Source organism: Micromonospora sp. NPDC051300 (genome assembly GCF_044455315.1).
GTDB classification, from domain to species: domain Bacteria; phylum Actinomycetota; class Actinomycetes; order Mycobacteriales; family Micromonosporaceae; genus Micromonospora; species Micromonospora robiginosa.
Map to the genome: position 1 here is coordinate 1 of NZ_JBITEP010000031.1, position 25,772 is coordinate 25,772.

Annotated in this window: 24 protein-coding genes, 2 tRNA genes and 1 other RNA gene; 16 read left to right on the plus strand and 11 right to left on the minus strand. The window is 72.9% G+C overall.

The window, feature by feature from the left end:
• Positions 1-258 precede the first annotated feature (258 nt).
• On the plus strand, positions 259-885 hold the full coding sequence (locus ACIA5A_RS25975; protein WP_396767058.1) for an NADPH-dependent F420 reductase: 627 nt from the start codon (positions 259-261) through the stop codon (positions 883-885).
• Positions 886-941: 56 nt separating this feature from the next.
• Here the strand turns inward: ACIA5A_RS25975 and ACIA5A_RS25980 are convergent, their stop codons facing one another.
• A complete protein-coding gene (locus ACIA5A_RS25980; RefSeq protein ID WP_396767059.1) occupies positions 942-2,756 on the minus strand; it encodes a VanW family protein in 1,815 nt (604 codons plus the stop codon).
• 185 nt (positions 2,757-2,941) lie between these two features.
• Here ACIA5A_RS25980 and nudC point away from each other — a divergent pair, with 185 nt between their 5' ends.
• From nudC to ACIA5A_RS25995, 3 genes are all read left to right on the plus strand, one after another.
• Entirely contained in the window at positions 2,942-3,865 is a 924-nt protein-coding gene (gene nudC / locus ACIA5A_RS25985; RefSeq protein ID WP_396767060.1) for an NAD(+) diphosphatase, read from the plus strand.
• Between the two features lie 415 nt (positions 3,866-4,280).
• The gene (locus tag ACIA5A_RS25990) at positions 4,281-4,868 is read left to right on the plus strand and encodes a DUF6230 family protein (protein WP_393523517.1); all 588 of its coding nucleotides are present in this window, start codon (positions 4,281-4,283) and stop codon (positions 4,866-4,868) included.
• 80 nt (positions 4,869-4,948) lie between these two features.
• On the plus strand, positions 4,949-6,457 hold the full coding sequence (locus ACIA5A_RS25995) for a DUF6114 domain-containing protein (protein WP_396767061.1): 1,509 nt from the start codon (positions 4,949-4,951) through the stop codon (positions 6,455-6,457).
• Positions 6,458-6,528: 71 nt separating this feature from the next.
• Here the strand turns inward: ACIA5A_RS25995 and ACIA5A_RS26000 are convergent, their stop codons facing one another.
• Together ACIA5A_RS26000 and ACIA5A_RS26005 are read right to left on the minus strand one after the other, a co-directional pair.
• Positions 6,529-8,199 (minus strand): DUF885 domain-containing protein, encoded by a 1,671-nt coding sequence (locus tag ACIA5A_RS26000; RefSeq protein ID WP_396767062.1) that lies wholly within the window; start codon positions 8,197-8,199, stop codon positions 6,529-6,531.
• A gap of 52 nt (positions 8,200-8,251) precedes the next feature.
• The gene (locus ACIA5A_RS26005; RefSeq protein ID WP_396767063.1) at positions 8,252-8,848 is read right to left on the minus strand and encodes a Uma2 family endonuclease; all 597 of its coding nucleotides are present in this window, start codon (positions 8,846-8,848) and stop codon (positions 8,252-8,254) included.
• 117 nt (positions 8,849-8,965) lie between these two features.
• Between ACIA5A_RS26005 and ACIA5A_RS26010 the strand changes: the two genes are divergently transcribed.
• Positions 8,966-9,943: a DMT family transporter gene (locus ACIA5A_RS26010; RefSeq protein ID WP_396767064.1), complete on the plus strand. Its 978-nt coding sequence runs from the start codon at positions 8,966-8,968 to the stop codon at positions 9,941-9,943.
• A 4-nt stretch (positions 9,944-9,947) separates the two neighbouring features.
• Here ACIA5A_RS26010 and ACIA5A_RS26015 read toward each other — a convergent pair whose 3' ends face one another.
• Both ACIA5A_RS26015 and ACIA5A_RS26020 read right to left on the minus strand, forming a co-directional pair.
• Positions 9,948-11,018, minus strand: coding sequence for a PHP domain-containing protein (locus tag ACIA5A_RS26015; RefSeq protein WP_396767065.1), 1,071 nt, complete (start codon positions 11,016-11,018; stop codon positions 9,948-9,950).
• 58 nt (positions 11,019-11,076) lie between these two features.
• Positions 11,077-11,832, minus strand: a complete 756-nt coding sequence (locus tag ACIA5A_RS26020; RefSeq protein ID WP_396767066.1) for a M23 family metallopeptidase — start codon at positions 11,830-11,832, stop codon at positions 11,077-11,079.
• Between the two features lie 205 nt (positions 11,833-12,037).
• On the opposite strand from ACIA5A_RS26020, the gene ACIA5A_RS26025 reads away from it, so the two are divergent.
• The 4 genes from ACIA5A_RS26025 to ACIA5A_RS26040 all read left to right on the plus strand — a co-directional run bounded on the left by ACIA5A_RS26025 (position 12,038) and on the right by ACIA5A_RS26040 (position 13,821).
• Positions 12,038-12,334, plus strand: coding sequence for a hypothetical protein (locus tag ACIA5A_RS26025; protein ID WP_396767110.1), 297 nt, complete (start codon positions 12,038-12,040; stop codon positions 12,332-12,334).
• A 72-nt stretch (positions 12,335-12,406) separates the two neighbouring features.
• Positions 12,407-12,577, plus strand: coding sequence for a hypothetical protein (locus tag ACIA5A_RS26030; RefSeq protein ID WP_175441502.1), 171 nt, complete (start codon positions 12,407-12,409; stop codon positions 12,575-12,577).
• Between the two features lie 121 nt (positions 12,578-12,698).
• A complete protein-coding gene (locus ACIA5A_RS26035; protein WP_181570823.1) occupies positions 12,699-13,223 on the plus strand; it encodes a tRNA adenosine deaminase-associated protein in 525 nt (174 codons plus the stop codon).
• Between the two features lie 154 nt (positions 13,224-13,377).
• Positions 13,378-13,821, plus strand: a complete 444-nt coding sequence (locus tag ACIA5A_RS26040; protein ID WP_396767111.1) for a nucleoside deaminase — start codon at positions 13,378-13,380, stop codon at positions 13,819-13,821.
• Between the two features lie 105 nt (positions 13,822-13,926).
• Here ACIA5A_RS26040 and deoD read toward each other — a convergent pair whose 3' ends face one another.
• Positions 13,927-14,634 (minus strand): purine-nucleoside phosphorylase, encoded by a 708-nt coding sequence (gene deoD / locus ACIA5A_RS26045; protein ID WP_396767067.1) that lies wholly within the window; start codon positions 14,632-14,634, stop codon positions 13,927-13,929.
• Between the two features lie 75 nt (positions 14,635-14,709).
• On the opposite strand from deoD, the gene ACIA5A_RS26050 reads away from it, so the two are divergent.
• Positions 14,710-14,796: transfer RNA gene (locus ACIA5A_RS26050), tRNA-Ser, on the plus strand.
• Between the two features lie 76 nt (positions 14,797-14,872).
• Here ACIA5A_RS26050 and ACIA5A_RS26055 read toward each other — a convergent pair.
• The 3 genes from ACIA5A_RS26055 to ACIA5A_RS26065 all read right to left on the minus strand — a co-directional run bounded on the left by ACIA5A_RS26055 (position 14,873) and on the right by ACIA5A_RS26065 (position 16,832).
• Entirely contained in the window at positions 14,873-15,601 is a 729-nt protein-coding gene (locus ACIA5A_RS26055; protein ID WP_396767068.1) for a hypothetical protein, read from the minus strand.
• Between the two features lie 89 nt (positions 15,602-15,690).
• Entirely contained in the window at positions 15,691-16,185 is a 495-nt protein-coding gene (locus tag ACIA5A_RS26060) for a hypothetical protein (RefSeq protein ID WP_396767112.1), read from the minus strand.
• Positions 16,186-16,217: 32 nt separating this feature from the next.
• A complete protein-coding gene (locus ACIA5A_RS26065; RefSeq protein WP_396767069.1) occupies positions 16,218-16,832 on the minus strand; it encodes a hypothetical protein in 615 nt (204 codons plus the stop codon).
• Positions 16,833-16,995: 163 nt separating this feature from the next.
• On the opposite strand from ACIA5A_RS26065, the gene ACIA5A_RS26070 reads away from it, so the two are divergent.
• Genes ACIA5A_RS26070 through ACIA5A_RS26085 form a run of 4 tightly spaced genes read left to right on the plus strand, consistent with a single transcriptional unit; the run spans position 16,996 to position 20,490 of the window.
• The gene (locus ACIA5A_RS26070; protein WP_396767070.1) at positions 16,996-17,721 is read left to right on the plus strand and encodes an ABC transporter ATP-binding protein; all 726 of its coding nucleotides are present in this window, start codon (positions 16,996-16,998) and stop codon (positions 17,719-17,721) included.
• Positions 17,718-18,488: an ABC transporter permease gene (locus ACIA5A_RS26075; protein ID WP_396767071.1), complete on the plus strand. Its 771-nt coding sequence runs from the start codon at positions 17,718-17,720 to the stop codon at positions 18,486-18,488. The genes ACIA5A_RS26070 and ACIA5A_RS26075 overlap by 4 nt, the downstream gene beginning before the upstream one ends.
• Positions 18,489-18,505: 17 nt before the next feature.
• Complete coding sequence (locus tag ACIA5A_RS26080; protein ID WP_396767072.1) at positions 18,506-19,831, plus strand: sensor domain-containing protein; 1,326 nt, start codon at positions 18,506-18,508, stop codon at positions 19,829-19,831.
• A gap of 14 nt (positions 19,832-19,845) precedes the next feature.
• Entirely contained in the window at positions 19,846-20,490 is a 645-nt protein-coding gene (locus tag ACIA5A_RS26085; protein ID WP_396767073.1) for a response regulator transcription factor, read from the plus strand.
• 62 nt (positions 20,491-20,552) lie between these two features.
• Here the strand turns inward: ACIA5A_RS26085 and ACIA5A_RS26090 are convergent, their stop codons facing one another.
• Entirely contained in the window at positions 20,553-22,322 is a 1,770-nt protein-coding gene (locus tag ACIA5A_RS26090; RefSeq protein ID WP_396767074.1) for a glycosyl hydrolase, read from the minus strand.
• Positions 22,323-22,559: 237 nt separating this feature from the next.
• Positions 22,560-22,644 (minus strand) — tRNA-Ser (locus tag ACIA5A_RS26095).
• Positions 22,645-22,725: 81 nt separating this feature from the next.
• Here ACIA5A_RS26095 and ffs point away from each other — a divergent pair.
• An RNA gene (ffs, locus tag ACIA5A_RS26100) (signal recognition particle sRNA small type) lies at positions 22,726-22,815 on the plus strand.
• Between the two features lie 107 nt (positions 22,816-22,922).
• Positions 22,923-25,661 carry a DNA polymerase III subunit gamma and tau gene (locus tag ACIA5A_RS26105; protein ID WP_396767075.1) on the plus strand — a complete coding sequence of 913 codons (2,739 nt, stop codon included), beginning with the start codon at positions 22,923-22,925 and terminating at the stop codon, positions 25,659-25,661.
• Positions 25,662-25,772: the final 111 nt, after the last annotated feature.

Genomic DNA, 25,772 nt, shown 5'->3' on the forward strand with positions numbered 1-25,772 from the left:
AGCGCCGATGGTACTGCACTCGGGAGGGTGTGGGAGAGTAGGACACCGCCGGACAATCTTTCAATGAGGGCCACCCCCGACGGGGTGGCCCTCATCGCGTTTCCGCCGGGAATCGCCACGGCCGACCCGCCGCGTCTCGTACCGTCGAGCCGGGACCGCCCCACGCGTCCCCCGCCGGCCTGGCGGATCCAGAAAACGTGACATCGCGTACGGCCGGGTTCGTGCACGGAACGGACCGGCCGGGGTACAGGAGTGGTCATGGAGATCGGAATCATCGGGTCGGGGCACATCGGGGGCACCCTCACCCGTCGTCTGAGTTCACTCGGCCACGACGTCGCGGTAACCAACTCCCGCGGCCCGGAGAGCCTGACCGACCTCGCCGGCGAGACCGGCGCGCGGGCGGGCACCCTGGAGGAGGTGGTCCAGGGTGCGGAGGTGGTGGTCGTCGCGATCCCGCTGAAGGCCGTCCCGCAGCTTCCGGCCGCGCTCTTCGACGGCAAGCTGGTCGTCGACGCGAACAACTACTACCCGCAGCGCGACGGCGACGTCGCCGAGCTGCTCGACCGCAGCCTCAGTTCCAGCCGGTGGACCGCCGACCACCTCAAGAGCGCCCGGGTGGTGAAGGCGTTCAACAACATCCAGGCGGCGCACCTGATGGACGAGGGCAAGCCGGCGGGCACCGCTGGTCGCATCGCCCTGCCGGTCGCCGGCGACGACGCGGACGCCAAGCAGGTCGTCATGGGGCTGGTGGACGAGCTGGGCTTCGACCCGGTCGACGCGGGCACCCTGGACGAGAGCTGGCGGCAGCAGCCGGACACTCCGGTCTACGGCACCGACCGCGACGCGGACGGCGTCCGGGAGGGACTGGCCGCGGCACGGCCCTGACGACGCACACGACGAAGAAGGCCCCGCCGAGGCGGGGCCTTCTCGCGTGTCACGTGTCAGGCACCGGGCTCCGGGGCGCAGATGAAGCGCGGCTCGGCGTCGTAGCGCCAGCTGAACTTCTCCCGCTTGACGACCTTGCCGTCCTTCTTGATGACCCGGAACGCGTCCTGGGCGAACCCGACGCCGCCGGCCGCCGAGATACAGTCCGGGCCGGGCTTGAGGTAGACGGTCTTCGGCTGGGTGACGTTCCGGCGCGGGCCGTACTCGGTCTTCACGCTGTCGTAGATCTTGGTGCTCCAGATCGACACGGTGATCGAGCTACCGGTGTACGAGGTGTCGATGAGGACGCCGTGCGGCGTGTCGTTGCGGAACTTGAAGTCGAGCTGCGGCCAGTAGATGGTCGACTCGATCACGGCCGGGTAGCGGCTGAAGTAGAACGAGTGCGGCTTGTGCTCGACGTCCTGCATCCCGGCGTAGTAGGTGGCGTTGAACAGCGTGGTGGTGAACTGCGAGACGCCACCGCCCACGCCCGGCACCAGCTTGCCGTTCACGATCGTCGGCGCGTCCTGGTAGCCCTGGTCGTAGCCGCGCTCACCGGTGTGGGCGTTGAGCGAGAACGTCTCCCCCGGCTTCACGATGGTGCCGTCCACGTCCTTGGCCGCCTGCACGATGTTCTGGCTGCGCGGGGAGGAGAGACCGCCGGTGAACCGGGTGGTGAAGGTGGAGACCCGCTCCTTGATGCCCAGCTCGGCCAGCTTCGCCTCGGTCAGCTCCGGCGTGGCCGGCTTCAGCTCGGCGGTGACCGTGCGGTCGGTCGACTTCGGCAGCACCGCGAGCAGGGCGGGGCCCAGCGCGGCCGCGTCGACCTGGCGGCCCGCGCGGCTGGGCACCACCTTCGGCTTGCCGCCGGCGATGGTCAACCCGGCGTCGCGCGGCTCCACCTCGAGCGTGGCCAGCTTGCCGCCGAGCGCGGCGCGCAGCCGCTTGACGTCGACCCTCGGGGTGACCGTGCCGTCGTCGTCGGTGGAGAAACGCAGCGCCCGCGCGATGGCGGCGGGCGGGATGGTGACCGAGCCACCGTCGGTGGTGAGCGTGACCGGCGCGGCGACGGCCGGCCGGGCCAGCTCGGCGACGAGCCGGTCGAGTTCCTCCCGGGTGGTCGCCGGCCACTTCTCCACCAGCGGCACGGTGACCGGCTGGGCGGCCAGCCACGCCGCGGTGACCGTCCGGGTCGCGCCGGCCGTGTCCACGGTCAACGCCGGCTTCGGGTAGACCGGCTTCGGGGTGGTGCCGGTCCAGATGACGGCCGGCATGGTCATCTCGCGACCCTGGTTGCCCATCGCCTTGCGCAGGGCGGCGCCCAGCCGCTCGGCGTCGACGGTCACCACCGGCTCGACCGTGCGGGAGCCGACCAGCCGGCTCACCGCGTGCGCGTCGGCGGCGGCGGCCGCCGCCACGGTGGCGTCCACGTCGATGGCGAGCCCGACGTCGGCCGGCTTCAGCTCGGCCTTCTTCTCGCCCACCGTCACGGTGAGCGGCGCGTTCAGCGCGTCGGCCCGGCGTTCCAGCTCGGCGCGGAGCGCCCGGGCGGCGTCCGCCCGGCTCCGCCCGCCCAGCTCGGTGCCGAGCACCTCGGTGCCGCGCGGCACGTCACCGGCGTACGCGTAGGCGCCGAGGCCGATGCCGCCGGCGAGCAGCGCGGCGACGAGCCCGCCGGCCAGCAGCAGCCGGGGGCGCCGGGAGCGGGCCGGCTCGCCGCCGGCGGGGGCGGGCGGTGTGGCGACCGGCTCCAGCTCGACTCCGGGCCAGCTCACCGCCGCTACCTTGACGGTGGGCCGGTCGTCGGCAGCCGGCATCTTCTCGCCGCTCATCGTCACTGCAACCTCGATCGGAATACGCGTGCGGGGACTGCTTCCCGCGGGAGACACCTACGGTAACCAACGCTCGGGCCGGTCGGGAGTCTCCGGCCGGGAGGTCGTGTCGGGCGCGCGGAGGTGTCGCACCGATCACCCGTTTCGGGTCCCCGTTCCGGCCCTGGTCGTGACACGGTGGGCGGGTGCGGACGGACGACCGGGTGGTGGCGTACGGCGGTGGGTGGCTGGACCGGGCGGCGGCGCTGCGCGGTGACCCCGGGTGGCTCGCCGAGCGGTTGAGCGACCCGGCGAGCGTGGTGCTGCCGCTGTGGCGGGACCGGTGCCTGGTCGACTCGGCGCGGGCGCCGGTGCGCCGGCCGGCTGTCGACGCGGTCGAGCTGCTCGCCGCCGCCGACGGGACGGTCTTCCTCGGGCTGGACGCGGGGCGGGCGGTGTTCGCCGCCGACCTCTCCGGCCTCGACGGCGACGAGGCGTGCGCGCTGGCCGACGCGGCCGAGGCGGTGGACGTCCGGGCACTGGTGGGCGGGCTGGAGCCGGCCGAGGCGGCCGTCCAGGCGTACGCGAAGGGGTTGCTGCACTGGCACCGCGGCCAGCGGTTCTGCGGTGCCTGCGGCGCGGCAACGGTGGCCGGCCCGGGTGGCCAGACCCGCTCCTGCGCCGGCTCGGGGTGTGGCCGCCTGCTGTTCCCCCGGATCGAGCCGGCGGTCATCATGCTCGTCGAGGCGCCCGGTGAGCCGGGGCGCTGCCTGCTGGCCCGGCACCGCGGCGCGGCGGAGGACTCCTGGTCGACGCTTGCCGGGTTCGTGGAGATCGGCGAGAGCCTGGAGGACGCGGTCCGGCGGGAGGTGTCCGAGGAGGCCGGCGTGGCCGTGGGCGAGGTGACCTACCAGGGCTCGCAGGCGTGGCCGTTCCCGGCCGGGCTGATGGTCGGTTTCCGGGCGACCGCGGTGTCGACCCGGGTGCGGGTCGACGGCGACGAGGTGGTGGAGGCGCGCTGGTTCACCCGGGCGGAGTTGCGCGACCGGGTCGCGGCCGGGCGTCCGCTCGGCCGGATCGACTCGATCGATCGCCACCTGCTGAGGTCGTGGTTGGACGGGCGGGGCTGAGCCGGCTCCGGTCGGCGTCCGGGCCTGACCGGACGGGTGATCGGCGCCTCACCCTCAGCGGCTTGTCAGCTCGCCGTTATCGAACTGTGATGTTTCGTCGTGACGGCTACCACAGGTGAAACCTGTCCGCCATCGTGTCGTAATGGCGGCGGTTTGTCCGGGCCTCCTTGTTGCCGGGACGTTAACCGTTGGTAACCGTAGGCGATCTTGATACCACAACTGTGTTACCCGTCAGTAGCAAGGGACTTGTGAGGTCTGTCGCTTCGCGAGAGCATCCAATCCGCGAACCGCGCGGCCCGTTCGGCACAACGGCCTCCCGCGCCGCCCCGCAGCTTTCCCGTCCCGCGTCGCGTCCCGCGTCCGGAGACGCACCCCCGTCGAGGAGGACCTTGTGAGTGAATCGGAGAACCGCCAGATGAGTGGTGGCACCCGCTGGCGGCGCTTCGCCGCGATGATGGTCCCGGCGACCGTCGTGGCCGGCGGCATCGTGCTCGGCATGGCCAACGGCGCGATCGCGGCGTCGTTCGCGGTGTCGGGCCAGACCTTCAAGGTCGGCGCCTCCAAGCTGGAGGGCAACGGCTTCAAGCAGTACGGCGGCCTGGTCCAGGAGAAGAACGGCACCCAGCACCCGGTCGCCGTCTCCGAGATCGCCGACGCGAAGCTCTACGACCTCTGCCAGTCGGTGAACGCCAGCATCCCCGGCGTGCCGATCGTGCTGACCATCAACGCCGGTGGCGGCGGCAAGCCGGCCACGGCCACTAACCTGCTGATCGACATGGAGTCGCTCGAGGGTGACGCCACCTTCGAGAACATCCAGATCGGCCGCGACGCCAACGACCTGAACAAGACGAAGGGTCAGCCCGGCGCGTTCGGGCAGAGCGCCGACTCGGTGACCATCACGAAGCTGGAGCAGGTGGCCCGCTCCACCAGCGCCGGCGTCTTCACCCTCAACGGCCTGAAGCTGAAGGTCAACGTGGGCAAGGACGCCAAGGAATGCTTCTGATCTGATGGCGAGGCCCGCGGAGGGCGCCCTCCGCGGGCCTCGACCACGTCGCACCCCGTCAGCACCGCCAGGAGGAGTACGTGACAACCGCCGAAACGCAGCAGGCCCGGCCCGGTCGGCTCGGCCAGGCGTGGCGTGGCTTCCGCCGGTGGCGCCGGGCACGGCCGTTCTGGGGCGGTCTCCTCACCGCCCTGGCCGGCCTGGAGATCTTCGCCACCACCCAGATGAGCCTCAACGGCCTCACGTTCCAGATGGGGCCCACCGGCTTCCTGTCCTGGCTCGTCCCGACCATCCTCGTGACCTGCGGCATGCTGCTCTGGTTCAGCCCGGCCCAGCGGATGTTCTACTCGGTGGTCGCGGCGATCACCGCGCTCTACTCGCTGATCGGGGTCAACCTCGGCGGGTTCTTCATCGGCCTGCTGCTCGGCATGATCGGCAGCGCGCTCGGCTTCGCCTGGGTGCCCCGCAAGGACGCCCACGTGACGCCGGCGGAGCCGGCCGACGAGCCGGTGGCGGAGCCGGTCGACGAGCCGGAGCCGGCCCTGGTGGACGAACTGCTGCCCCGGCAGCGGGAGGACGAGACCACGGGCGTCCTCACCGACACGCTGCCGGAGCCCCGTAACCCGCTGCGTGAGGCGTCGCCCGTCGAACCGGCCGGGCCGGACGCGCCGCGCGGCCCGGGGCACCCGCCCCGGGCGTACGCGATCCTGCTGGTCCTGGCGGTCTCCGCGGCCGGACTGCTCGCGGTCCGCGACGAGCGACCCGCGCTCGCCGCGCCGGCGGCCTGCCCGACCACGACGGCGCCCGCGCCGAAGCCGACCGCCTCGAAGACCGCCCCGGCCTCCCCGTCGGCGAGCCCGAGCACCACCCCGCCGGCCGAGCCGGCCCCGGAGTCGGACGGCAACCTGCTGACCGACCTGGTCGACGGCATCACCGGCCTGTTCACCGGCAGGAACGACAAGACCGAGGCGTCGCCGTCCCCGTCACCCTCGACGGCGGCGGCCGCCGCCGCGTCCCCGAGCGGCAGCGCCACGCCGAAGCCCAGCGGCAGCGCCAAGCCGTCCGCCCCGGCGACGTCCGGCGACGACTGCGCCGAGCCGGCCCCGACCAAGCCGAAGCCGGTCGAGGAGGGCAAGCCGCTGCCCAAGCTCGCCGCCGACCCCGACCAGCCGATCGTCGCCGACCCGCCGTCGCGGCTCACCGGCTCCAAGGTGACCATGACCGGGCTGCGCTTCGAGGGGATCGTCGAGCTGCCCACCCACGACGGCAAGCTCAAGTGCCTGAAGTTCACCATGAAGAAGGCCGTCACGGACGACTTCACGCTGCTGGCCAGCGGCCCGGCCGGCAAGAAGCAGCGGTACGTCACGGACCGGCTCACCGTCGAGGGCGACGTCGCCTTCTACGCCACCCGGTTCGTCGGGCACCTGCTCGGCATCAAGATCACGCTGACGCCGGACCTGCCGTTCCCGGACGGCATCCCGATCACCTCGCCGATCCCGATCAGCTTCGACGACCCGGTGATCGAGCTGGCCTACGAGCACTCGAAGTCGCTCACCGCCGAGCCGGTGCTCCGGCTCGACCTGGCCTGACCGGCACGACGAAACGGCCGGGAGTCGGAGGGTGATTCCTCCGGCTCCCGGCCGTCGCCGTCGCCAGAAACTCAGAGGCGGGCCAGCGCCCGGCGCAGCGGGTCCAGCCCCAGCGCGCCCAGGTCGAGCGCCTGGCGGTGGAACTCCTTCAGGTCGAAGTCGGCGCCCTTGCGGGCCTTCGCCTCCTCGCGCGCCTGCAACCAGATCCGCTCGCCCACCTTGTACGAGGGGGCCTGACCCGGCCAGCCGAGATAGCGGTTCAGCTCGAAGCGCAGGTTCTCGTCCGGCACCCGGCAGTGCGCCCGCATGAACTCCCACCCCAGTTCCGGCGTCCAGCGCTCGCCCGGGTGGAAGCCGAACGGGTTGTCCGCCGGGATCTCCAGCTCCAGGTGCATGCCGATGTCGACGATCACCCGGGCGGCACGCAGCGCCTGCCCGTCGAGCATGCCCAGCCGGTCACCCGGGTCCTCCAGGTAGCCCAGCTCGTCCATCAGCCGCTCGGAGTAGAGCGCCCAGCCCTCGCCGTGCCCGGACACCCAGCAGAGCAGCCGCTGCCAGCGGTTGAGCAGGTCGGCCCGGACGGCGGTCTGCGCGACCTGCAGGTGGTGACCCGGCACGCCCTCGTGGTAGACCGTGGTCACCTCGCGCCAGGTGGAGAACTCGGTGATGCCCTGCGGCACCGCCCACCACATCCGCCCTGGACGGGAGAAGTCCTCGCTCGGACCGGTGTAGTAGATCGCCCCGTCGCTCGTCGGCGCGAGGCGGCACTCGATCCGGCGGACCTGCTCCGGGATGTCGAAGTGGGTGCCGTCCAGCTCGCTGATCGCCCGGTCGGCGAGCGCCTGCATCCAGTCGCGGAACGCCTCCTTGCCCCGGACCGTGCGCGCCGGGTCGGCGTCGAGCGCGCGTACCGCGTCGTCGATGGTGGCGCCGGGACCGGCGATCCGGCCGGACACCGTCCGCATGTCGGCCTCCAGCCGGGCCAGCTCCGCGAACCCCCAGGCGTACGTCTCGTCCAGGTCGACCTTCGCGCCGAGGAAGTACTGCGAGGCCAGTTCGTAGCGTTCCCGGCCGGCGGCCTGCTTCTGCCGCCCCACCGGGGCCAGCTCGGTGCGGAGGAACTGCCCGAACTCGGCGGTGGCCGCGGTCGCGGCGGCGGCGCCCTTGCGCAGCTCCGCGCCGAGCGTGCCGTCCGCGTCGAGGCGTTCGACCAGGCCGTGGAAGAAGTTGTCGCCGTCCGGGTCGACCCAGGTGTCGCACTGCTTGGCGACCTCGACGAGCTGCACCTGCGAACTGACCCGGCCGTTGGCGGCCGCCTCGCGCAGGGTGCGCTTGTAGGCGTCAAGCGCCGACGCGAAGCGGTTGAGCCGGGTGGCCACGTTGGCCTTGGCCTCCTCGCCGTCGGTCGGCATCAGGTCGAAGACCATCCGCAGCTCGTGCAGGCCGCTCTCGATCACGCTGACCTCGCTGGTGGTCTCGCCGCTGTCGTAGCGGGCGAGTTCGAGGCCGAGGCGTTCCTGCATCGCCTCCTGGGCGGTCCGCTCCGCCTCGGTCTCCGGCTCGGCCACGTCGAGCTCGGTGAGCGTGCGCCGGACCAGGTCGGCGCGGGCCGCGTAGCCGTCGGGCGAGAGGTCGTCGAGCTGGTCGTCGTAGCCGGCGATGCCGACGTAGGTGGCGCCGGTCGGGCTCAGCGGAGCCCACTGGTCCACGTACCGGTTGGCGAGGTCATCGATTCGTCCCACCGCGCGAGACTACGTGACCGGGGCACCCCGGTGTCGACCATGTTTGCCGTGTTCAGGGCAGCAGATCAGCCGGGTCGAAGTCGATCGGGAAGGGCAGTCCGACCTTGAGCCGTTGACCGCTGACCGCCTGGGCCGTACTGAGGTAGCTGCCGTTGTCGAGCGTGAGGAACTCGACGCCGACGTGCCGGATCTGCCGGGCGATCTGCACCCGCATGAAATACGGCACCCCGGCCTCGGCGCAGAGGCGCGGCTTGTCCACGAAGTCCTGCCGCCGGCTTCCCGGCGACACGAACTCGACCGCCATCGTGCACAGCCGTACCGGGATCCAGCGATCCTCCTGGTCGCTCGCGGGCAGGGTGTGCAGGATCGTGAGGTCGGGCTTGATCCAGCGGTCGGGGGTGAAGGTCAGGTTCACCTGCCCGAAGACGTAGAAGCCGGCCTCCTTCGCCGCCGGCTTGAGCAGGTGGCTCAGCTCACCCTCGGCATAGCTGTTGGTGCCGGTCTCGGCGGGGGTCATGACCAGCCTGCCGTCGATGCACTCGTAGCGCGCATGGGGCAGCTCGCGCAACGGGAGGTAACGGTCGGCGAGCCGGGTGGTCCACATGCCGTCGAAATCGACGAGCGGATCGAAACGCAGGGGCGCGGCCATCGACGTGTCACCTCCTCGACCGGTCAACGTCTCCACTGTAAGTCGGTTGCTGTGGCGGTCGACACCGCGGCCGAATTTCGCGCGACATCGTCGTACCCGGAGAGCAGAGTGTCAGGGGTGAACGTCGACACCGCTCCTGACCGGGCCCCGCTGCGCAGTTGGCTGCCGGGCTTCGTCGCACTGGCCGCGATCTGGGGTTCCAGCTTCCTCTTCATCAAGGTGGGGGTGACCGAGCTGCACCCGGTGCACCTCACCCTCTACCGGGTCGCCACCGGCGCGGCCACGCTGCTCGTGGTGCTGGCCGTGCTGCGCGACCGGCTGCCCCGCGAGCCCCGCGTCTGGGCGCACCTGCTGGTGGTGGCCGCGTTCGGCGTCGCGCTGCCGTTCACGCTGTTCGGCTTCGGCGAGCAGCGGGTCGAGTCGATGCTCGCCGGCATCTGGAACGCCACCACGCCGCTGATCGTGCTGCCGCTGGCGGTGCTGGTGTTCCGCACCGAGCGGCTGACCGCGCGCCGGGCGATCGGGCTGGCCCTGGGCTTCGCCGGGGTGCTCGTGGTGCTCGGCGTCTGGGAGGGCGTCGGCGGGGCCCACTTCACCGGACAGCTCATGTGCTTCGGCGCGGCGGCCTGCTACGGCGTGGCGATTCCCTACCAGAAGAAGTTCATCGCGGGCAGCGCGTACTCCGGGCTGTCGCTCTCGGCGGCGCAGTTGCTCGTGGCGACCGCGCAGCTCGCGCTTGTCGCGCCGCTGATGGCCGGCGCGCCGCCGGCGCCGACCGGCCTCTCGGCGCGGGTGGTGGCCTGCGTGCTCGCGCTCGGCGCGCTCGGCACCGGGCTGGCCTTCGTGATCAACATGCGCAACATCCGGCTGGCCGGCGCGAGCACGGCGTCCACCGTGACCTACCTGATCCCGGTCTTCGCGGTGCTTGTCGGCGCCGTGGTGCTCGGCGAGCGGATGAACTGGCACCAGCCGGTGGGCGCGCTCGTGGTGCTCGTCGGCGTGGCGGTCGCGCAGGGCCTGTTCGGCCGGCGGCGCAGCGCGCCGGCGCCGGCGCCGGCCGCCACCCGCACGGTCGAGCCGGCCGCCCGGGGCTGACCGCTCAGCCCCGGCCCGCCGTCCACTTCACCAGGCGGTCGGCCGTCCAGGTGTTGACCACCCGGTCGGCCGGTACGCCGCAGCGGGCCGCCCGCTCGCAGCCGAACCGCTGCCAGTCGAGCTGACCGGGAGCGTGCGCGTCGGTGTCGATGGCGAACCGGCAGCCGGCCTCCAGGGCGCGGCGGATCAACCGCTTCGGCGGGTCCTGCCGCTCCGGCCGCGAGTTGATCTCGACGGCCACGTCGTGCTCCGCGCAGGCGGCGAAGACCGCGTCCGCGTCGAAGTCGCTCTCCTTGCGGGTGCGCGCCCGGTGCCCCCTGTCGCCCGGCCCGGTCACCCCGGCCGGCCGGGACGACACCATCCGGCCGGTGCAGTGCCCGAGGATGTCCAGGTGCGGGTTGGCGATCGCGGCCAGCATCCGGCGGGTCATCTTCGCCCGGTCGTCGCTCAGGCCGCTGTGCACCGAGCCGACCACCACGTCCAGCCGGGCCAGCAGCTCGTCGTCCTGGTCGAGCGAACCGTCGGCGAGGATGTCCACCTCGATGCCGGTGAGGATGCGGAAGCCCGTCGGCAGCGCCTCGTTGACCGCGGCCACGTGGTCGAGCTGCCGGCGCAGCCGATCCGCGGTGAGGCCACGGGCCACCTTGAGTCGCGGCGAGTGGTCGGTGAGCACCAGGTATTCGTGGCCCAACTCGACCGCGGCCAGCGCCATCTCCTCGATCGGCGAGCCGCCGTCGGACCAGTCCGAGTGGCTGTGGCAGTCGCCGCGCAGCGCGTCCCGCAGCTTCGCCGCCGCCTCGTCCAGGTCGGCGCCCTCGGTCGCGAGCAGCCGGCGCAGGTAGACCGGCTCCTCGCCGGCCAGCGACTCGACCACGCAGCGGGCGGTGACGTCACCGACGCCGGCCAGCTCGGTCAGCTTTCCGGTGCGGGCCCGCTCGGCCACCTCGCCGGCCGGGAGCGCGCCCAGCGCGTTCGCCGCCGACCGGAACGCCCGGACCCGATAGGTGGCCTCGTTCGCCCGTTCCAGCAGGAACGCGATCCGGCGCAGGTCGGCGAGGGGATCCCGGGCAGTCATGTCCTGGAACCTACGCGCTCCGGCGGCCCGTCGGGAGCCGGTGGGCGCGCGCGTCGGGTCAGCCGCCGGCGGCGGAACCGCCCGGCGACTTCGGGCAGCCGTGCCCGCGCTGCCATGCGGTCACCTCGGCGACCGGGGAACGGTTGCCGCCCTTGCGCCAGGAGTTCAGGTAGGGCGCCGGCCAGACCACACCACGGCGGATCCACCAGTCGTCGTGGCCGATGCACTTCGGAGAGAGCCCGAAGTGCAGATGGCACACGTTGTTGGCGTTGCCGGTGCGGCCCACCTTGCCGAGCTGCTGACCGGCGCGGACGCGGACGCCGGCGTCGACGCCGGCCGCGATCGCGCTCAGGTGCGAGCCGTAGTAGCGGACCCCGTCGTCGCCGAGCAGCGAGACCGACAGCCCGCCGTTGTTCGGCCCGAGCGGCCCGCGTTTGTCGAACCGGTCCACCCGGTTCACCTCCAAGACCACCCCGTCGGTGACCGCCACGACCGGCTCGCCGCAGTCGGCGAAGAGGTCCGTGCCCGGGTAGCCGCCGTGCGTCGGGTGGTAGTCGACGTTGCCGGCGCGCACCGGGAAGACCCGCCGCGCCGCCGCGCGCGTCGGCGTCGGGGTCGGCGCGGCGGAGGAGACCACGGACGGGGCCGGGCTCGCCGTGGGCGCCGGCGGCTGCGCCGCGGTCGCCATCGGACTCGGGTCCTGCCACGCGTCGGCCGGCGCGGCGGGACGGCCGCACCCGCCGGCCAGCGCCACCACGAGCAGCAGGACCGGGTACGCCGGACGCGCGCGGCGTCCGGTCGATGGTGAGCGCATCCGGTCATCCTGGCAGACCACTACCGTGGGGGCGAAGACCGAGACCGGTCCGCACCGCTCGGTCACTGTGTGTGATGTCGGTGGGTGGTCCGGGGGGAAGGGAGCAGCGGTGACGAACGGGTGGCACGGCCGACCCGACGGGCCCGGCGCGGGGGCGTTGCCGCCGCCGCGTACCCCGTCGGGGCTCTTCCCGTCCGGCGGGCCGATGCGGCCCAGCTACCGCGAGCCGAACCCGGTCACCGGCGCCGGCGTCGCGATCGGGGCGGTGGTCACGTTCGCGTGGCTGCTGCTGTTCGGGCTGGTCGGCCGGGACGTGCCCGGCTACGCCTGGTGGACGCTGCTCGCCGGCTGGCTCGCCTGGGTGGCCGCCGCCGTGCTCGTCCGACACGGCGACCGGGGGGTGGCGACGGGGGTGGCGATCGTCACCGCCGGCGGCTGGAGCATCGCCGCGGCGATCGTCGTGGTGCGGTGGGCGCAGGCCGGCGACTGGCCGCTCTGGTGACCTTGGGTGCCGGTTTCGCTGCGTAGCGAAGACCATCTTGACGTACGGGCGGTGACGGTTCACGCTCGCCGTATGGCCTGGACCACACCGCCGCGGCTCGACCCCGATCGGAGCCGCCGCCGCCTGCAACTCCTCGCCGAGTTGGCCGGCGCCCGAGCGGTACAGCAGCGCGAACGGCCGCAGCGGGCGCGCAGCGAACGTCTGCGCCAACTGATCGCCACCCGCCGGCGCGTCGCCGGCTGACCGACTTTCTCCAGGAACGGCCGGCCCCTTACGGGGCGTTGACCGGTCGCCTGCCGACCCGACCGGTTAACGTGCATCGCGTGACGTGTCGGCGTGCTGCCGAGGCCAATTTGGGGGGACCGTGTCGTACTTCGCTGCTGCCGTGGCGCGCGTCGACGGCGGCTGGACCGCCGGCGAGGTGAGCCTGCGGGGTGTCACCGACATCGAGGAGGTCGCCGACCGGCTGCGCGACGTCGAGCCGGACGCCGACCTCTCCCTGATGTTCGTCGAGGCCGACGACACCTACCTCGTGGTGCTGCGCCTGGACGAGGGGGAGGACCTGCGGGTCTTCGGCTCCGACTCGGCGTACGCGGAGGAGTCCCGGCTGGGCGCGCTGCTGGTGGGTGACCTGAAGACCTCGGTCACCGGGCTGGAGGACGTCGACGAGCCCCGGCCGTCCGGCGGCGACGACGAGAACGAGCAGCCGGCCGTCGACCCGGAGGCCGACCCGGTGGGTGACGCCGACCTCCTCACCGACCTGGGCATCCCGGCCCAGAAGCTGCTCGCCCTCTGCGCCCACGACGGCAACATGCCGGCCGACGTGACCGCCGAGATCTGCCAGGTGCTCGGCTGCGTGGACGAGGTCGAGGAACTGCGTGAGGTCTGAGCCCGGCGAGTCCGTGGCATCCGGCGTCGCCGAACCGGCCGACGCGACCGACCCGGCGCTGGACACCGCCGGGTCGCCGCACGTCGGTCCCGGCGCCGCCGAAGGGCTGGCCGACCCGGGCGCGCTGGGCCGCCGGCAGCGGCACGAGCTGTGGATGCGCCGTGCGCTTCAGGTCGCGGTGACCGGCCCGGACGGCGGACCGCCCGCCGAGGGCGTCGACGACGTGCCGGTCGGCGCGGTGCTCTACGGCCCCGACGGCGTCGAGCTGGCCGTCGGGCGCAACGAGCGGGAACTGACCGGCGACCCCACCGCGCACGCCGAAGTGCTGGCGCTGCGCCGCGCCGCGCGCCGGCTGGGCCGATGGCGGCTGGACGACTGCACGCTTGTGGTGACGCTGGAGCCGTGCACCATGTGCGCCGGGGCGATCGCGCTGGCCCGGGTGCCGACCGTGGTGTTCGGGGCGTGGGAGCCGAAGACCGGCGCGGTGGGCTCGCTCTGGGACGTGCTGCGCGACCGCCGCCTCCCGCACCGGCCGGAGGTGTACGGCGGCGTCCTGGAAGCGGAGAGCGCGGCGCTGCTGCGCGCGTTCTTCCGGTAAGGAGGGGCCCCTTGTTAACGGATTCGGCAGAGGCGGGGCCCCCTCTTAACAAGCCGCCCGCCCCGGCACCGGGCGGTGGCGGGACGGGCGGACGGGAACGACAGGTCAGGCGACGATCGTGTCGAGGGCGATCTCGACCATCTGGCCGAAGGTCTGCTCACGCTCCTGCGACGTGGTCTTCTCGCCGGTCTTGATGTGGTCGCTGACGGTCAGCACGGTCAGCGCGCGGGCCTTGAACCGGGCCGCGATGGTGTAGAGCGCCGCCGACTCCATCTCCACCGCCAGCACGCCGTAGTCGGCGAGCGTGTCGTACAGGTCCGGCCGGTCGGTGTAGAAGGCGTCCGCGGCCAGGATCGGCCCGACCCGCATGGTGATGCCGCGCCGCTCGGCCACCTCGACCGAGGTACGCAGCAGGCCGAAGTCGGCCACCGGGGCGTAGTCGATCAGCCCGTCGAACCGCATCCGGTTCATGTTCGAGTCGGTGGACGAGCCGATGGCCGCCACCACGTCCCGCAGTTGCAGGTCCTCGGTCAGGGCGCCACACGAGCCGACCCGGATCAGCGTCTTCACGCCGTAGTCGTTGATCAGCTCGTGGGCGTAGATGGAGGCGGACGGCATGCCCATGCCGGAGCCCTGGACGGAGACGTCGACGCCGTTCCACCGCCCGGTGAAGCCCAGCATGCCGCGCACCGTCGTGTAGCAGCGGGCCTCCTCGAGATAGGTCTCCGCGATCCACTTGGCCCGCAGCGGGTCGCCCGGCATCAGGACCCGCTCGGCGATCTCTCCCGGCTCAGCGCCGATGTGCGTACTCATGGCAAAGATCCTGCCAGGCCGGCAGGCGGCATACCGGTTCGGCGTCCGTACCGGTGGTCCTGTACCCTCGTCGGCGGTGGCGTGTCCGAGTGGCCTAAGGAGCACGCCTCGAAAGCGTGTGAGGGTTTACGCCCTCCGCGGGTTCAAATCCCGCCGCCACCGCTCGTGAGATGCGAGAACGCCCGGTGTGATCTGTACGGATCACACCGGGCGTTCTCCGCTTCCGGCCAGGCCGGGATCACTGTGGTTCCCCGCCGGAGCGGGATCGTCCCACGGACTGCCCGAAGAAGTAGCCGAGGATGATGAGGAACGCGTTGCTGAGCACGTCGGCGGGCGTGACCTTCACGAACATGGCGATCACCAGGGTGACGGTGAGGGCCAGCAGGATGATCGCGCCGACGATTGTCGCCACGGACTCCCGTTCCAGGAACGACTGCCAGACCTTTGCGCGTCGTTCGAACTGTTCCAGCTTGATCGCCTCGCTGGCGGCCGCCTCGCGGCTGCTCGCCTCCGTCTCGCGGGCCTGGTTCGCCAGGTTCCTCGCCTGCTCCTGGATGTCGTCGAGCAGCGCCTCGATCCGCTCGCGCACCGGCTGCTGATCCACGCTCTCGACTGCCGTTCGCAGGTTGTCGAGTTGCTCGGCGGGCTTCAGCACCTTGAGGCGCTCGAGAATCTTGGCCTTCCGGTCCAGGAGAAGCGGGAGCGGCCCGATCTCCACCTGTCCCTCCGACGGCGCCGAGACGATGACCTGGCCGCGGGCGCCTACCTTGATCGACGTCTTGCCCACGGCGCTCGGGTTGGCGATGAGCTGGTTGATCTTCTCCAGCGACTCCTCCAACTGCTCGACGGTCTGGTCACGGATGCTCTCCGCGGACAGGCCCAGCGCCGCGAGTTGTGGCTCGAAGATGTGCTTCCGGGCGGATTCGATCTGGGCGAATACCTGCCGGGACGGGTCCGGGACGCCCAACTTCTGCCTCCAGTCGACGGGTTCGGCCGATGGTCGTCGGTGTGGCGGCCGAGCGCAGTCGAGTTCCGGACATGGTGCGGGGCGAACGGTCAGCAGGGGCCGTCGCCCTCGTCGAAGAGGCGGCGGGCCCAGTCCGCGTACCCGGCGATGACCTTGCGGACGGTGACGCCGTCGTGCAGAAAGAGATAGGCGCGGTCGCCGTCGCGGGCGAGCAGCCCGGCGAAGCGGTGGCTGCCGGGCGGCGCCGGCAGCACGGCGGCCCCGGGGTACGCGGCGCGCACCTCGCCGACCGGCGTGCCGGCGCCGATGCCCTCCGGGGTGGTCATCGGGTCGTCGAGCCAGAGCAGGACGAGCCGGTCGTCGACGAAGATCGGGCTGACCGAGCCGTGCCCGGCCAGGGTGGGCCCGCAGGCCGCCTCGTCGGTGCGCAGCAGGCCACGCCGGGTCAGATCCTCCTCGGTGGCGCCGAACTCCGCGTTGCGCAGGCCGTCCAGGCTGACCACCTCTGCGGACCCGACCGGGCGGGCCGCGATGTCGGGCCCTTGTGGACGGACGCCGCTCCCGGCGGCGGAAGCGGCAGCCAGCAGTGCGGCTATAAAGCCGAATTGTCGTAATTTCATGCAATCCCCCAGTCCCCAACGGGACCGGGCCGAAGAGGTTGCTGGTGCGGGCCGGATTGGCGCAGTTCCCACTCGTCGGCCAGCTCGTCCCAGTAGTCGGCGGACAACCCGCGCCGGCCGTGCGCCAGCCAGCCGTCCGTGTCGCGCTCCAGGTGCAGGCCCAGCTCGGCGAACGGGTCGATCCACGCGCCCGGCTCGACGCCCAGCCGGGTCAGCGCCCTGTTGATCGGCCACTCGGCGCGCGGCCGGTCCAGCGCGTCGTCGTAGCGCGGCCCCCAGCTCACGTCGCCGCCCAGCCACACCACCGCCGACTGGTGCCCGAGGCCGCCGGCGAACTCCGCCTCCAGGTAGGCCACCGGCCCGCCCCTCGACCAGCGGGCCAGCAGCTCCGCCAGTGGCGGCGACAGGACCAGTTCGAACGGGCGCTCGGCGCACGGCTCGTCGGAGGCGAAGTCCGGCGGCCGGCCGGTCAGCTCCTGCACGAGCTGCGGGGTGACCGGCAGCAGCGCGAAGTCCTGCCGAAGCGCGGCGAGCACCGCGTGGTCCAGGTCGGCGGTCTGCTCGCGGAGCAGCTCGACGTCGGCGACCACGGCGCTGAGCTGGTAACTCATCCGGTCCTCTCGGCGTCCACAGCCTGTGGATGGAACATGTGTACGACGGCGGATCCCGCTGTCGCCCTGGAACGGTAGCCCGCCCTTGGGGGTGGAAACCCCCGGACCAGGTCGGATGGTTTCCGGCTTACCGCTGCCGAACGCGATGCCTAGCGTCGATCCCGTGATCGAACTACGTGAGTTGACCAAACGCTACGGGAACCGGACCGCCGTGGACAGGCTCACCGTCCGGGTCCGGCCTGGCGTGGTGACCGGCTTCCTCGGCCCGAACGGATCCGGCAAGTCCACCACCATGCGGATGATCCTCGGCCTGGACGCACCGGACCACGGCGAGGCGCTTGTCGGTGGCGTCCCTTACCGGGACCTGACCTGGCCGCTGCGGACCGTCGGCGCGCTGCTCGACACCGGGGCGTTCCACCCCGGCCGCAGCGCCCGCGCGCACCTGTCCGCGCTGGCCCTGAGCAACGACATCCCCGGTGCCCGGGTCGAGCGGGTGCTGCGCGTGGTCGGCCTGGCCGACGCCGCGTCGCGTCGCGCCGGCACCTACTCGCTCGGCATGCGCCAGCGGCTCGGGGTCGCGGTGGCGCTGCTCGGCGACCCGGCCGTCCTCCTGCTCGACGAGCCGGTCAACGGGTTGGACCCGGAGGGCATCCGGTGGATCCGGGACCTGCTGCGCGGGCTCGCCGCCGAGGGCCGGACCGTGTTCGTGTCCAGCCACCTGATCGCCGAGACGGCGCTGACCGCGGACCGGCTGGTGGTGATCGGCCGGGGCCGGCTGCTGGCCGAGACGACCGTCGCCGAACTCGCCGCCGGCGACGACACCCTGGAGGACGCCTTCTTCCGGCTCACCTCGCCGGCCACCGACTACCGCGGAACGGACGTGCGATGAGCGGCTACGGATTCCGGCACGCGGCCCGGATGGAACGGATCAAGCTGACCAGCGTCCGGTCGACGTGGTGGCTGGCCGGCGCGGCGGTGGCGTCGATGGCGGCAACAGGCGTCGGGGTGGGTCTCGGCTATCGCTCGCACACGCCGGTGGCCACCACCGCCCAGATCCTGAACAACAGCCTGAGCGGCGCCATCCTGGCCCAACTCCTGCTCGGCGCGCTCGGCGTCCTCACCGTGACCGGCGAGTACGGCACCGGGATGATCCGTTCGACGTTCGCCGCCGTCCCCCGCCGCCGGACCGTCCTGGCCGCGAAGGTCGCCGTCGGCGGCGGCGCGGCGCTCGTCGTCGGCCTGCTCGCCAGCTTCGCCGGCTACCTGGGCGGGCAGCTCGCGATCCGTGGCACCGCCATCCCGACCGCCTCCCTCGGCGACCCGCGGATCCTGCGGGCGGTGCTGCTGACCGGCTGCTACCTGGCCGCCACCGCGCTGATCGGGGTGGGCGTCGGGACTGTCGTACGGCACTCCGGCGCCGCGATCGGCACGCTGTTCGCGCTGGTGTTCGTCCCGTCGTTCGCGATCGGCCTGTTCGGTGCGGACGGCATCGCGGTCGGCCGCTTCGTCCCGCTGCTGATGCTGCTCAACTCCGTCGCGGTGATCCAGCCGACCCCCGGGCTGTTCGTCGGCTGGATCAGCGTGCTGCTGATGTGCGGGTACGCGGCCCTGACGATCCTCGGCGGCGGCCTCCTGCTCCGTCGGCGCGACGCGTGAGACGCGACAATGGGCCGATGACCGCGCTGCGCGCCCCGTTCACCGCGTCGACGCTGCGCCGGGCGGCGTTCTGCCTGGTCGGCGTGGTGAGCGCGGGAGCGATCCTGGCCGTGCCGGCGCTGGTGCCGGCCCTGGGCGCCGTCATCCTCTGGGCCACCGGAGGCACGTCCCGGCAACCCGCGCCGGCCGTCGCACCGATCTTCCTGGTGCTGTTCCCGCTCACCGTCGCGCTGCTCGTCGTGCTGGCCGCCCCGCTCGGGCGCGCGACCGGCGGCGTGCACCGCCGGCTCGCCGGCCGGCTGCTCGGCGTACAGGTGGACGCCCCGCCACCGCGGCCGTCGAACCGGCTCGGCGCCCTGGTCGCCGACGGTCCGGGCTGGCGCGCGGTCGGATACGGCCTGCTCAAGGTGCCATTGGCCATCCCGCAGGGCTACGGCCTGTTCTGCTACCTGCTCGGCCCGGTCAACCTCAGCTATCCGCTGTGGTGGCCGCTGTTCCGCAACCACCCGCCCGGCACCCGCCTCGGCCCGGTGTGGGCGCTGACGCCGTTCGGTCTCCTCGGCGCGCGGACGTTCGCCGGCACGTTCGTCATCGCCGCCGCCGGGCTGGCCATGCTGCTGGTCGCGCCGTGGCTGATGCGCGCCGGCACGGCACCGGACCTGGCCGCGATGCGGCGGCTGCTCGGACCGCGCCGGCTCGCCCAACGGGTACGCGAACTCCAGGCCAGTCGCGCCCGGGCGATCGACGACGCGGCCACCATGATGCGCCGGCTGGAACGGGACCTGCACGACGGCGCGCAGATCCGGCTGGCCACGCTCGCGATGAACCTCGGCATGGCCACCGAGAAGCTCGGCGCCGACGGCCCGCCGCCCGACCTCGCGCAGGCCCGCGAGCTGGTCGCGCTCGCCCACCGGGGCGCGAAGGACGCGCTCGCCGACCTGCGCGACCTGGTGCGCGGGATCCACCCACCGGTCCTCGACAACGGGCTCGGTGACGCGCTGGCGACGCTCGCCACCGGCAGCGCCGTCGGTGTGACGGTGACCGTCGACCTGCCCGACCGGCCGGCGCCCGCGATCGAGACCATCGCCTACTTCTGCGCCGCCGAACTGCTCACCAACGCGGCCAAGCACAGCCGCGCGACGCGGATCGGGCTCGACGTCGTCGGCTCCGGCGAGCGACTGACGCTCACCGTCACCGACGACGGCGCCGGCGGCGCGGACCCGGACGGCCCCGGCCTGGCCGGCCTGGCCCGACGCGTCGGCGTGGTGGACGGGTGGATGCGCGTGCACAGCCCGGCCGGCGGCCCGACCCGGGTCGAGATCGACCTGCCCACGCACGCGTGAACGGAGGCGACGGTATGCGGGTGGTGATCGCGGAGGACGCCGCGATGATGCGCGAAGGGCTGGTCCGGCTGCTCACCGACCGTGGCTTCGAGGTGTGCGCGGCGGTGGCCGACGCCGACGCGCTGCGGTCCGCGACCGCCGCCCACCTGCCGGACGTGACGGTGGTCGACATCCGGATGCCCCCGACACACACCGACGAGGGGCTGCGCGCCGCGATCGACATCCGGCGCGACCATCCCGGCGTCGGTGTGCTGGTCTTCTCCCAGTACGTGGAGACCCGCTACGCGACCCGGCTGCTCGCCGACCGGCCGACAGGCGTCGGCTACCTGCTCAAGGACCGGGTCGCCGACGTCGCCGACTTCGTGGACGCGCTGACCCGGGTGGCGTCCGGCGGCACCGCGCTGGACCCGGAGGTGGTCGGCCACCTGATGCGCGCCGGGCAGCGCACCACCGGGGTGGCGTCGTTGACGCCGCGGGAGCGCGAGGTGCTGTCGCTGATGGCCGAGGGGCGGTCCAACAGCGGGATCGCGGCGGCGCTGGTCATCACGCCCGGGGTGGTGGAGAAACACGTGGCGAACATCTTCGCCAAGCTGGGCCTGCCGTCGTCGGACACCGACAACCGCCGCGTCCTGGCCGTCCTGCGCCACCTCCGCGGCTGACGTCAGGCGTACGCGGGAAGGGGGCCGGCCCTCGGCGGGCCGGCCCCCTGACGATCAGGTCGTCACCACGCGGACATGTCGGGCAGTTGGTCGATCGAGATGGTCCTCGGGTTGGCCATCGCGGTACGCCACAGCCCGGCCACGTCCTTGCCGCTGCCGTTCCAGTCGCGCGACGCCCAGACCACGAAGTACGGCCAGGCCGGGTCGGAGTTGGGGTTGAGCGGGCTGAACGTCTCCGCCACGCCTGTGGTCTTGGCGCCGCTGACCGCCTTGGTGGTGGCGAAGTCGCTGCTGCTCTGGAAGTAGTCCGAGGTGACCAGGTCGACGTAGCCGTCGCCCGGGTACCAGGACGCGAGCGAGGTGCCCTGGCCGCTGGCCATGCCGTTGAACACCCAGACGATGTTGTGCGCGCCGGCGAGCTGGGCCCGCTGGTAGATCAGCCGCCAGAGCTGCTTGTAGGCGTCCTGGCCCTTCTTCGCCCACCACATGTAGTTGTTGTTCGCCTCGTGCAGCGGGCGGAACAGCACCGGCACGCCGGCGTCGCCCATCTTCTTCAGCTCCCGCACCACCAGGTCGATGTCCTGGTAGAGCTTGGACGACGGGTTGTTCAGGTCGGGTTGGAAGTCGCAGGGCGCGGAGTAGTTGCCCCCGCGCGGGCAGTACCAGTGCCACTGGAACGCGACGATGCCGTTGCGCGCCTTGGCCCAGTCGATGACCTGCTGGGTCTGGATGCTGCCCCGGGTGTACTCCATGAAGTCGAACGCCACGATCGCCGGGTAGCGGCCGGTCAACTGCTGCACCTTGTCCGCGTCCGGCAGGTCGGTCTGGCCGCTGACGTAGGTGTGCGTGCGCAGGTAGCAGATCAGGTTGCGGGCCTTCGAGTTCGCCTGCGGGTCGGCCGGGGCCTGGCCGCAGTCCGGGCCGGGCGGGGTGGGCGGCTTCACCGCGTACACCTCGAACTCGTAGAGCGAGTAGCCCCAGGCGGTGCCGCGCGCGGTGCCGGACATCCGCACGTACCGGCCGCTCGCGCCGGCCGGCGTCACGTCGTCGGTGCCGCCGTCGCCGGTGGTGGTGCTGAACACCGGGGTCCAGGTGGTGCCGTCCGTCGAGGTCTGGATCTGGTACGCCTTGCCGTACGCGGCCTCCCAGCGCAGCCGCACCGTGTTGATCGGGTACGTGGCGCCGAGGTCGACCTGGATCCACTGCGGGTCGGCGTAGAGGCTGGACCAGCGCGTACCGCCGTTGCCGTCGACCGCCTGGGCGGCGGCGTTCGGGCTCTCCGTGGACGACGCGGTGACCGGCCGGTTGAGCGCGAGGTTGCCGCTGGGGGTGGTGGTCGGGTCGGGGCTCGCCGTCGGGCTCGGGCTGGCGGTGGGGCTGGGCGTGGGGCTGCCGGTCGGGCTGGGCGGCGTCGTGTCGCCGCAGCTCGCGCCGTTCAGCGTGAACGCGCTCGGGGCCGCGTTCGACCCGGTGTAGGTGACGTTGAAGCCGAAGCTGACCGTGCCGCCGGCCGGGAGGCCCGCGTTGTAGGAGACGTTCGTGGCGGTGGCGTTCGCGCCGGACTGGGTCCTGGTCGCGTTCCACATGTCGCCGATCACCTGGTTGCCGGGGAAGGCCCAGCCCAGCGTCCAGCCGTTCACGGCGGCGCCGGTGTTGGTGATGGTGACGTTCGTGGTGGCGCCGCCGCTCCATTCGTTGGTGACCTGCCAGGTCACCGAGCATGCCCCGGCGGCGGCCTGGGCGGGTGGCGTGGTGACGAGGGCGGTGGCCAGCGCGGTGACGGCTGCCGCCGCCCCGGCCAGGCACGCCCGCGTGCGGGTGCGCTGGATCATGAGGAACTCCCGTACGGGTGATGGTTGCGGGGAGCCCTCGCCGCCCGGACGGGTCGGGCCGTCGGTTGCCCTTCCGACGGCCGACCCGGCGAAGATATCCATGATGGCCTTCTTAACCGGTTAACTTTGTCAATCCCCGTCGAACACCTGTCGAACGGGAAGGTTTGTGAACCGGTCAAGAGGGGCTACGGGAACGAAGAAGGGCCGGCACGCTAGGTGCCGGCCCTTCTTCGACTGCGGAGGATACGAGATTCGAACTCGTGAGGGTGTAAACCCAACACGCTTTCCAAGCGTGCGCCCTAGGCCTCTAGGCGAATCCTCCGCGAGCCAGGATACAGGTCCCTCGACGGCGGGCCACCCCACCCTCCCGGAAGATCCACTCGGCTTCGGGTAGGCTTGGCGTCACCTCCCGTGCGGCGGTATCTCGTGAACCTCCCCAGGGCCGGAAGGCAGCAAGGATAAGCGAGCTCTGCCGGGTGCACGGGAGGCCTTTCTGTCTCCGGGGCCGGGTAGCGTCGCCGTGGGTCGGGTCACGGGGTGGTGGGTGGTCACCGGTGGCCGACCGGCGCAGAATGGCTCGGTCGAGAGGAGGCGGGACGGGTGGCACTGGCCCTTTACCGCAAGTACCGGCCCCGTACGTTCGCCGAGGTCATCGGCCAGGAGCACGTCACCGAGCCGTTGTCGCAGGCGCTGCGCAGCGGGCGGCTCAACCACGCGTACCTCTTCTCCGGCCCGCGCGGCTGCGGCAAGACCTCAAGCGCCCGGATCCTGGCCCGCTCGCTCAACTGCGAGCAGGGGCCGACGCCCGAGCCGTGCGGGCAGTGCGAGTCCTGCCGCTCGCTGGCCAACGACGGCTCCGGCTCGATCGACGTCATCGAGATCGACGCGGCCAGCCACGGCGGTGTCGACGACGCCCGCGAGCTGCGTGAGAAGGCGTTCTTCGCGCCGGCCCGCAGCCGCTTCAAGATCTATGTCATCGACGAGGCGCACATGGTCTCGTCGGCCGGCTTCAACGCCCTGCTCAAGCTGGTCGAGGAGCCCCCGGAATACGTCAAGTTCATCTTCGCCACCACCGAGCCGGAGAAGGTCCTCGGCACGATCAGGTCGCGGACCCACCATTACCCGTTCCGGCTGATGCCGCCCAAGGTGCTCCGCCCCTACCTGGAGCAGCTCTGCGAGGCCGAGGGCGTCAAGGTCGAGCCGGCGGTCTTCCCGCTTGTGGTGCGCGCCGGTGGCGGCAGCGCGCGGGACAGCCTCTCCGTGCTCGACCAGCTCATCGCCGGCGCCGGCCCGGAGGGGGTCGGCTACGCCCGGGCCGCCGCGCTGCTCGGCGTCACCGACTCCGCGCTGATCGACGAGATGTGCGACGCGCTCGCGGCCGGGGACGGCGCGGCCGCGTACGCGACAGTCGACCGGGTCGCCGAGGCCGGCCACGACCCGCGCCGGTTCGCCTCCGACCTGCTGGAGCGGCTGCGCGACCTGATCGTGCTCCAGCAGGTGCCGGACGCCGCCGCCAAGGGCCTGATCGACGGCCCGGCCGACCAGATCGAGCGGATGGCCGCCCAGGCCCAGCGCCTCGGCCCGGCGACGCTGTCGCGCTGCGCCGACATCGTGCACAACGGCCTGGTGGAGATGCGCGGCACCACCGCGCCCCGCCTGCTGCTGGAGTTGATCTGCGCCCGGATGCTCCTGCCCGACGACTCGTCCGGCGGCCTGCTCCAGCGCCTGGAGCGGATGGAGCGCCGACTCACCCTCGGCGGCGCCGAGCCGCCGCCCGCCGCTCCCGACCAGGGGGTACGCCCAGCGGCTCCCGCCCCGGGCGCGGCTGCCGCCGCGATCGACCCGGAGACCGCCGGCACGCCGGCGGCTGCCGGCGCCCCGACCGGTGCCGCCGCCGCCCGGGCCGCCGCGGCGGCGGCGACCGGGTCCCGTGGTGCCCCCGGGTCCGGTCCCCGGCCCGGCCCGGTGGCTGCCGACCGGCCCGGTCCCGCTGCCTCACCGACCTCCGACGCGGACACCGGCCCGGCCGGCGCCGACACCAGCCCGGCCCCTGTTCCGGGCGCTCCCGTCGAAGGTGCCGGCTCGGTTGCCGGTGCTTCCGCCGGCGGTGTCGGTCCCGCGTCGGACGCCTCCGGTGTGGTCCCGGCCGGCCCGGCCGACGGTCCGGCGCCATCACCCCCGGTCCGCCGCCCCGCACCGGTGGTGATGCCCGACCCGGCCACGCCCGAGCCGCCCCGCCCGGGCGCGGCGAACCCGGGCGCGCTGGACGCGGTCGCGGTGCGCCGGGTCTGGCCGGAGGTGGTGGGCAAGGTCAACCGGAGTAACAAGCGGATCGCCGCGCTGATGCGCGACGCCGTGGTCCGCGACCTGGACGGTGACACGCTGGTGCTGACCGTGAAGTCGACGGTGCTGGCGAAGATGATGGCGGACCACGCCGCAGTGCTGACCGACGCGCTCTACGAGGAGTTGGGCGGTCGCTGGCAGATCCGCTGCGAGGTGGCCGGCGAGCGGGGCGGCGCGTCGCTCGGCGGCCCGCCGCGTGCCGCGACCCGGCCGGCCGCCCCGCCGGCGGACCCGCCCACCCGTCCGGACCGGACCGGCCCGACCGACCCGGCCCGCGCCGCACGCGGCGATCAGGGTGGGTCACGTGGCCAGGGTGGCCCGGGTCGGCCAGCGTCCGGACCCGATGCGTCGGGGACGGGTGCGGCGCCCTACGCCGACGAGGCCGAGGACTGGCCCGAGCCGGCCCGCCCGGGGGGCGCGACGGCGGACCAGCGGCCGGAGTCGGCTCGACCTGGTGGCGCGGTGAACGCGGACGAGTGGCCGGAGGCGGCCCGCCCGGGTGGTGCGTCCGGGAACGGCGCATCCGCAGCCGTCGCCCCGGTGAACGGCACGTCTGACGGCTCGTCGGTGAACGGCTCGTCCGCGGGCGGCTCGTCGGCGGCGGCAGGCGCCGGGCCGCGGGCGACCACGGCCCAGCCGGGCGCGTCACCGACGCCCGCACCCACCGGTCCGCCGGTGAGCAGTGCCATCGCGGCGGCACGGGCGGCCGCGGCGGGACGGGGTCCGCGTACCGGGGCGGGGGTTCGCAAGACGGCGGACGCCGACTGGGCCGGCGAGCCGCCGTACGATCCGGATTTCGACGGCCCGGTGCGCGGCGGCGCGGGACGCCCCGGCGCTGCCCCGGCGGCGAACTTCGAGGGCTTCGACCCGGGTGACGAGCCGCTGGACGAGGTCATCGACGAGCGGACCGCGCGCGAGTCCAGTCAGGAGCAGGCGGTACGGCTGCTCCGCGAGACGTTCGGCGCGGAGCAGATCGGCGAGGTGGACGCGCGGTAGTCACTTTCCGCACCGCACCCTGTTCAAAAGACGTTCTCCCTGCTCAGAGCCTTGACGCTGGGACGATTGCTCGGCGACCATCGATGTCGGTTTGATGCCGTTCGGAGGTTT